The organism is Rhodococcus sp. O3 (assembly GCF_048897285.1).
Classification (GTDB): Bacteria; Actinomycetota; Actinomycetes; order Mycobacteriales; family Mycobacteriaceae; genus Rhodococcus.
This window is the reverse complement of record NZ_JBMBTE010000178.1, coordinates 1-7,560: the sequence shown is the minus strand read 5'-3', so window position 1 is coordinate 7,560 and position 7,560 is coordinate 1. Positions and strand designations below refer to the sequence as shown.

Sequence of the window (7,560 nt, the reverse complement as noted above, 5' to 3'; positions counted from 1 at the left end):
GGGCTGCGCGTGCGGGGGTGGGGGTACGGGACGGCGAAGCGGCGGCCCCTGCGGCGGCCGCGGCCGATACCGGGGGTCGGGACGGTCGCCGTTCACGCGTCAACTGTACGTTCCGCGGTCGCCGGAACCCGAGGGCACGGGGGATCCGCCGACGAGAAAGACAGCAGCGCGCGGCGGGCAGCGCGCTGCTGTCTGCGCGCCGCGCGGCTACCTCACGGCAGCCAGGACACGTGCCCGCGCAGCGCCTGATACCCGACGAACGCGACCGAGTCGATCAGCGCGTGCGCGATCACCAGCGGCCACAACCGCGACGTCTTCTGCCAGAACCGGCCGAAGATCAGACCCATGACGAAGTTCCCGACACCGCCGCCGAGCCCCTGATACATGTGGTAGCTGCCGCGCAGCAGCGCCGACGCGAGCAGGGACCGGTTCTCGGACCAGCCGAGTTGCCGCAGCCGGGTGATCAGATATGCGACGACCAGCACCTCCTCGGCGGCCGAGTTGGCGATCGCCCACAGCACCAGCGCGGGCAGTCGCCACCAGTAGTCCTCGAGGGTGCTCGGCGCGACCGTCAGATTCAGGCCCATCGCGCGCGCCGCGAGATACAGGCCCAGACCGGGGATGCCGATCAGCGCGGCCAGGCCGATACCGGGCAGCACGTCCCGGCGCAGGTGCGGCCGGGCGAACCCGATGAGCTTCGGCCCGATTCCGCTGCGCCACAACAGGTAGACACCCAGCGCCGCCCACGCCAGCAGCCGCACGATGCCGAGGAGCTGGCGGGCCAGATCGATCAGCTGCTGCGACGATCGCGGCACGTTCAGCGCGACCGTCTGCTCCGACAACGGCGCCGGTGCGAGCGCGGATTCGAGCAGCGACAGGATCGACGACACTCCGCTGAGCCCGAACGTGACCAGCAGGACGATCGTGATCTCGATCCACAGCGCCCGGCGCTCCGCGGCGTTCAGCGGTGTCGCCGGGTTCCGGGGTGCGGGGGAGAGCCAGTCGCGGATCGTCGTCGTCACCGCAGCGATTGTGCCGCACGCGCGTCGAATGCGGTCACCAGAAGTCGAGCGCCTCGGCGATCGCGATGGACTGCGCGTGCGTCGGCCGCTGCGCGCCGTCGATCGCATAGATCGTGTTGCCGACGGTCGCGACGACGAGCCCGTGCCGTGCGGTGCCCATCGGGGCGAGTTCGGTCCACATGCCGGTCGCGATGTCGTACGCCTCGACCTCGGAGAGGACGCGGGTGGGTTCTTCGCCACCGATGGCGACGATGCGGCCGTCGAGGTAGGCGGCGCCGAGGCCGCCGCGGGGGGTGGGCATGTCGGGCAGGCGGGTCCAGGTGTCGGTGGCGGGGTCGTAGCGTTCGACCGTGGCGGTGTTCTTGTCGGACGAGAGATTCCGGCCGCCGATGGCGTAGGCGTAGGTGCCGTCGGTGGTGGCGGCGAGATGCTCGCGGGGGTTGGGCAGGTCGGCGACGGTGGTCCAGGACGTGCCGTCGAAGACGTCGGTGGCGGCGACCAGCTGGTTGTCGGCCTGTCCGCCGAAGACGTAGATCTTGTCGCCGATGGTGACGGCGGCTCCCGCGGCGCGGGGTTGCGGCATGGACGGCAGGTCGACCCACTCGCCGTCGCGCAGGGCGAACACCCGATCGGACGGATGCGCGGTCAGATTGGGGCCCTCCGGCTCCCACCCGCCGAGCACCACCAGCTCGCCGTTGTATTCCACGGCCATCGGATGGTTCAGCGGCGCCGGCAGATCCGGTCCCGCCTTCCACGTGTCGATCGCCGGGTCGTAGCCCTCGACCTTCCCGGTGGAGCCGTTGTTGTCCAGCCCGCCGAGCACCCACACGGTGCCGTCGGCGACGGTCGTCGCGGTCTGCTGACGCGGGGTAGGGGCGTCGCGCAGCCGGCGCCACGCCGGACCGGGCTGGATCTGCCGCGGCGGGATCTGCAGCGCCTCGTTCACCGCGGTGGACTCGGCGTGGGTGGGTTCGGTCGCGCCGTCGATCGCGTAGAGCGTGTCCCCGACCGCGCCCAGTGCCAGGCCGTGCCGCGGGGTGGCCAGCTCGGGCAGTTCCGCCCACGTGCCCGTGCTCACGTCGAACGCCTCGACCTCGCCGAGGACGCGGGTGGGTTCTTCACCGCCCGCGGCGACGATGCGGCCGTCGAGATAGGTGGCGCCGAGGCCGCCGCGGGGGGTGGGCATGTCGGGCAGGCGGGTCCAGGTGTCGGTGGCGGGGTCGTAGCGTTCGAGGGCGGCGGTGTTCTTGTCGGACGAGAGATTCCGGCCGCCGATGGCGTAGGCGTAGGTGCCGTCGGTGGCGGCGGCGAGGTGCTCGCGCGGGGTCGGCAGGTCGGCGACGGTGGTCCAGGTCGTGCCGTCGAAGACGTCCGTGGGAGCGACGAGCTGGTTGTCGGCCTGTCCGCCGAAGACGTAGATCTTGTCGTCGATGGTGACGGCGGCTCCGGCGGCGCGCGGGTGCGGCATGGGCGGCATCTCGACCCACTGCCCGTTGCGGACCGCGAAGACCCGATCCGACGTCGTCGCGGTCAGGTTCGGCCCGTCGGCAATCCAGCCGCCGAGCACGACGGGCACGCCGTCCCAGGTCACCGCCATCGCGTGATTGAGCGGAACCGGCATGTCGGGGCCGGTCTTCCAGGTGTCGATCGCCGGGTCGTAGCCCTCGTGTGCGGCCGAGGCGCCCTCGTCGTCGAGTCCGCCGAACACCCACACGGTGCCGTCGGCGACGGTCGTCGCGGTCTGCTGACGCGGGGTCGGGGCATCGCGCAGCGTCCGCCACTGCGCCGTCGGCGGCAGTTCGACGGTGTTCTCGCCGCCCGCGGCGGCCGTGTCGGAACCGCCCGACGGACGCGTCACGAGGTAGAGACCGGTTCCGGCGACCGCGAGGAACAGCACGGCGAGCACGGCGAGCACGGTGCGCAGCGACACTCGCCCCGACGTCGCATCCGCACCGGTCGGCGCCGGCGTGCCCGGACCGCGCGGGGGAGGGGTGGCCGGGCCGATGGGGTGAGGCGTGACCGGAGGCTGCGGGGGTGGTGTCGACGACCCGTTCCGGATGCGCACCGCGGTGGCGGTGTCGGCTGCCGGCGCACCCTTCAGGGTCGGCTGATCGTGCTGACGGTGATCGCCGGGCAGGGCCATCTCGTCGACGTGCCGTCCGTGCCGGGCCTGGATCTCCTGCAGTTCCCGGCCGAACTCGGCGGCGGTCGACGGGCGGGCCGCCGGATCGGCCGACATCGCGTGTTCGAGCGCGGCGCACACGTCGTCGGGGATGCCCTGCGGCCGCAGGTCGGGGATGGGCTGGCTGCTGATGCGCAGGAACTGCGCGACGATCTCCTCACCGGTGCGGCGTTCGAACGCGGCACGGCCGGTCAGCATCGCGAACATCGCCGCACCGAGCCCGTACACGTCGGAATTGGGTGTCGGAGGCTTGCCCTCGAGCACTTCGGGGGCGGTGAACGCGAGCGATCCGGTGAACGCGCCGGTCGCGGTCTCGAATCCGCCGGCGATCCGCGCGATCCCGAAATCGGTGAGCTGCGGCTCGCCGTACTCGGTCATCAGGATGTTCCCGGGTTTCACGTCGCGGTGCAGCGTGCCCGAGTGATGGGCGGTTTCCAGGGCGCCGGCGAGCTTGACGCCGACGCGCACCACCTCCGGCCACGGCAACGGCCCGTCGCGCCGCACCTTCACCGCCAGCGAATCGTTGGGGTGATAGGGCATCACGATGTACGGCCGGCCGCTCGAGGTGACCCCGACCTGGAGGATGTTGACGATGTTGGGGTGGCCGGACAGCCTGCCCATCGCGTAGCCCTCGCGCAGGAACCGCTCCCGGTTCTCGACGTCGAGGTCGGAGGAGAGCACCTTGATCGCGACCGTCCGCCCGAGCGAGCGTTGCTTGCATCGGTAGACGACACCGAAGCCGCCTCGTCCTACGACCAGCGCGTCGTCGAATCCCGCGGCAGCCAGCTCCGCGGTGATTCCCTGACCCGCCGGGCGGGTCGCTTCCGGATCGAAATCGGCCATCGGCCCTGGCTTTCGACGTGTGCAGCGTGGTTCGCGAGTGTACGACGAGGATACCGCTGCAATTGACCCGGAAACGAAGATCAGGGGCGGGCGCGGAGACCGTTGACGAACGGGCAGCCGACGAGGCGACGCAGCGCGCGGCTCAGCCCGGTGGCGTCGTCGACCGGCTCGTGGAAGGGGATGCGGACGTCGTGGTCGCCGGTGCCGGATTCGATGCGCAGGCGCAGGCCGTACCGGTCGAGACCGAGGGGGCGGATGCGGCCGGTCCGCGCGACCGGCGGGATGCGGCGGGCGATGCGCAGGACGATGTCGGCGTGGTCCCGTTCGAGATGCTGCAGCCACGCGGTTTCGAGCGCGGCGAACGGGTCGGGCAGTGCGGTCAGCACGTCCTCGACCTCGACGGATTCGGCCCCGCTGGTGTCCGCGGCGACCACGGACGTCAGTTCGAGACGCAGCAGTTCGGTGCCGTGGCCGACGTCCAGCAGTTCCGGATGGGGCAGGTCCTCGGCGACCTCGGCGGCGAGTTCCCGGGGGTTCTCGACGGGATGCAGCGACCCGCTGAGCCAGATCAGCGACCGCACCGGGTTGCGCAGCGCGAGCGGCGAGTGGTCGGTGAGTTCGAGGACGGCGGGCAGGCCCGCGGGGCCGGCCTGCCAGGCGAGTGCGACGGCCGGGCAGTCGACGGGAACGGTGACGACGAGGTCGCCGTCGGTGTGGAGGTGGTGGACCGCAGTGGTCACCGGGTCGCAGCCGTCGACGGCGAGAACGGTCGAATCGGCACGCACGAGGGCAGTGCACACCCGCTCCGCGGTGCTGGGGGCAGGAACGTCGGTGAGAGTCTGCATGCCGTCCTCCTCGGTAAGTAGGTGAGGCAAACCTAAGTCATTGCGGTGGGCGTCGCAAGAGTCTTCCGGGGCTAATCTGAACCGGTGTCGATCCCGCTCTCCCTCGGAATGCCGCCCTCCCGTGAAGAACCTCGCGGGCTCCTCGACGCGCTGCTGACCCACCGCGCGCCCGCGCCCGCGGACGTACCCGCCCGCTTCCTCGCGCCGAGAATCGTGACTGCCGCCGACGTGGAGGCCGCCGGCGACGTGGTCGTCGAACTCGATGCCGGCGCCGAGGCTCCCGCCCCCGGCAGCCGCCGCCCGCTGCGCTACCAGATCGACTGTGCCCCCGAGTATCTCGACGACATCCTCGCGTTCACCGCGCCGGCGCCGCTGTGCGTGTACGTCGCGGGGGACGCCCTCGCCGACACCGCCCGACGGCTCACCGAGGCCGGTCACGTCCCCGGCCTGCCCGCCGGCCGCAGCGCCGACGAGATCGCCGACTTCCTCGCCGTCCTCGCCCACTCCGACACCGGCTACGTCGCGCAGGCGCGCGACGCCGCCGAGGTGCTCGCGCTGCTGTCCGCGACCGCCGCGGCACTGAGCGGATTCGACGTGCGGCAGGCGGTCGCCGAACCCGATGCGGCCCGCCTCGCCGCCCTCGTTCCCGAAGCCGCCGCCGCGGTCCGCGAGATCCTGCTCACCGTCGAGGTCGACGACCCCGCCGCGATCGTCGAGGGACTGGCCGGCCTCGGCCTCGGCAGGCAGGCCGGATAACGGTTCCCGTCACCCGGAGCGCAACGGGGCCGGAGCGCGAGGTGTGATGCGTAATCTCGTAGGCGTGCCACGCATCGCCTACTTCGGTCCGACCGGGACCTTCACCGAAATGGCCCTCGCGCGCCTCGAGGACACCGGAACCTTCGACGCCCCGGTCGAACGGGTGTCGGCGGCCAGCCCGCCCGCCGCGCTGCAACTGCTGCGCGACGGCGACGTCGACGGTGCCGTGGTGCCGATCGAGAGTTCCGTCGAAGGATCCGTCCCGCCGACCATGGACGCTCTGTCCATCGGACCCCGGCTGCAGATCGTCGCAGAAACCGAACTCGACGTGACGTTCACCGTCGTCGTGCGCCCCGGCACCACCGCCGAGCAGGTCCGTACCATCGCCGCGTACCCGGTCGCGGCGGCGCAGGTGCGGCAGTGGGTCGCCGACAACTTGCCGCAGGCCCAGATCGTCGCCGCCGCGTCGAACGCCGGCGCGGCCGAGGACGTCGCCGCCGGCAAGGCCGACGCCGGAATCTCGACCGCCCTGGCCGGTGAGCGGCTGGGTCTCGACGCCCTCGCCGAGAACGTCGCGGACTTCACCGGCGCCCGCACCCGGTTCGTGCTGCTCACCCGGCCCACGAAGACCCCGTCCCGCACCGGACGCGACCGCACCTCGGTGATTCTGCAACTGCCGAACGAACCCGGATCGCTCGTACGGGCCATGACCGAGTTCGCGACCCGCGGCATCGACCTCACCCGCATCGAGTCGCGCCCGACCCGCCAGGAATACGGCACCTACTTCTTCCACTTGGACTGCGTGGGACACATCGACGACGCGCTCGTCGCCGAGGCGCTCAAGGCCCTGCACCGCTTCGCGGAGGTCAGGTTCCTCGGGTCGTGGGCGGCGGTCGCCGACAACGGTGTGCCCCCGGTGTCGGACGAGGCGGACACGCAGTGGCTCGACGCGCTGCGACGGGGAGAGGAAGACCGGTGAGCGGCAGATTGATCCTGGCCCGGCACGGGCAGACGGTGGCGAACGTGGCGCGGCGGCTGGACACCAAGCTGCCCGGGGCCGAACTGACGGAACTGGGTATCGCCCAGGCACACACGCTCGGCACCAACCTGGCCGACCGGCCCCCGGTGCTGCTCGTCGCCTCCCAGGCGATCCGCGCCCGGCAGACCGCCCATCAGATCGAACTCGCGGCCGGGGTCTCCGCGAGCGTCCGCGAGGGACTGCACGAGGTCCAGGCCGGCGACCTCGAGGACCGCAGCGACGAGGAATCGCACAAGCTGTTCATGAAGGTCTACGAGGCCTGGCACAGCGGCGACCTGCGCTCACGGGTGCCCGGCGGTGAATCCGGTCTCGACGTGATCGACCGCTACGTGCCGGTCGTCGAAGACCTGCGCCGGCACTACCTCGGCGACGGATCGGGCGACGTCGTGGTGGTCAGTCACGGTGCCGCGATCCGGCTGATCGCCGCGTACCTCGGCAAGGTGCCGGGCAGCTTCGCGACCAGCAACCACCTCGCGAACACCCAGACCGTCGAACTGGTGCCGCGTCCCGGCGGCGGCTGGGAATGCGTGCGGTGGGGCACCTTCCAGGCGCCCTTCCACGAAACCGGGGGCGCGGGCGCCGACGACCCGATGGGCTGAGCTACCGGTCCGGCCGGTCGTGTTCGAGCCGGGCCACCAGGTCGCCGAGCGCCTGCCGCAGGAACCCGGCGGTGCCGGAACTCAGCGTCGTCCACGCGGTGCCGTCGGGAGCGACCGACGACGTGCCGACGACCCGCCCCGCGGTGGTTTCGAAGACCGTGACGGGACCGCCGGCCGGGGCCGTGGACCCGTCGCCGTGCCGGAACCCGACGATCTCCGCGAACGTGCTGCACCGCCCGAGCGCCGACCCGAGGACAGCGGCTTCCGCCGCCGG

At 71.9% G+C, this 7,560-nt stretch carries 7 protein-coding genes; 3 read left to right on the top strand and 4 right to left on the bottom strand.

The window, feature by feature from the left end; genetic code table 11:
- Positions 1-212 precede the first annotated feature (212 nt).
- From ACN675_RS26620 to ACN675_RS26610, 3 genes are all read right to left on the bottom strand, one after another.
- Positions 213-1,022 carry a CPBP family intramembrane glutamic endopeptidase gene (locus ACN675_RS26620; RefSeq protein ID WP_420753677.1) on the bottom strand — a complete coding sequence of 270 codons (810 nt, stop codon included), beginning with the start codon at positions 1,020-1,022 and terminating at the stop codon, positions 213-215.
- Positions 1,023-1,056: 34 nt separating this feature from the next.
- Entirely contained in the window at positions 1,057-4,047 is a 2,991-nt protein-coding gene (locus ACN675_RS26615) for a Kelch repeat-containing protein (protein ID WP_420753676.1), read from the bottom strand.
- A gap of 80 nt (positions 4,048-4,127) precedes the next feature.
- On the bottom strand, positions 4,128-4,892 hold the full coding sequence (locus ACN675_RS26610; protein ID WP_420753675.1) for a DUF2470 domain-containing protein: 765 nt from the start codon (positions 4,890-4,892) through the stop codon (positions 4,128-4,130).
- Positions 4,893-5,000: 108 nt separating this feature from the next.
- Here ACN675_RS26610 and ACN675_RS26605 point away from each other — a divergent pair, with 108 nt between their 5' ends.
- The 3 genes from ACN675_RS26605 to ACN675_RS26595 all read left to right on the top strand — a co-directional run bounded on the left by ACN675_RS26605 (position 5,001) and on the right by ACN675_RS26595 (position 7,286).
- Positions 5,001-5,648 carry a hypothetical protein gene (locus ACN675_RS26605; protein WP_420753678.1) on the top strand — a complete coding sequence of 216 codons (648 nt, stop codon included), beginning with the start codon at positions 5,001-5,003 and terminating at the stop codon, positions 5,646-5,648.
- A 64-nt stretch (positions 5,649-5,712) separates the two neighbouring features.
- Positions 5,713-6,627: a prephenate dehydratase gene (pheA, locus tag ACN675_RS26600; protein WP_420753674.1), complete on the top strand. Its 915-nt coding sequence runs from the start codon at positions 5,713-5,715 to the stop codon at positions 6,625-6,627.
- Positions 6,624-7,286, top strand: coding sequence for a histidine phosphatase family protein (locus tag ACN675_RS26595; RefSeq protein ID WP_420753673.1), 663 nt, complete (start codon positions 6,624-6,626; stop codon positions 7,284-7,286). Before pheA ends, ACN675_RS26595 begins: the two co-directional genes overlap by 4 nt.
- A 1-nt stretch (position 7,287) precedes the next feature.
- Here the strand turns inward: ACN675_RS26595 and ACN675_RS26590 are convergent.
- Positions 7,288-7,560, bottom strand: a 273-nt coding sequence (locus tag ACN675_RS26590; RefSeq protein WP_420753672.1) for an ESX secretion-associated protein EspG, incomplete at its 5' end; no start/stop codon positions are given.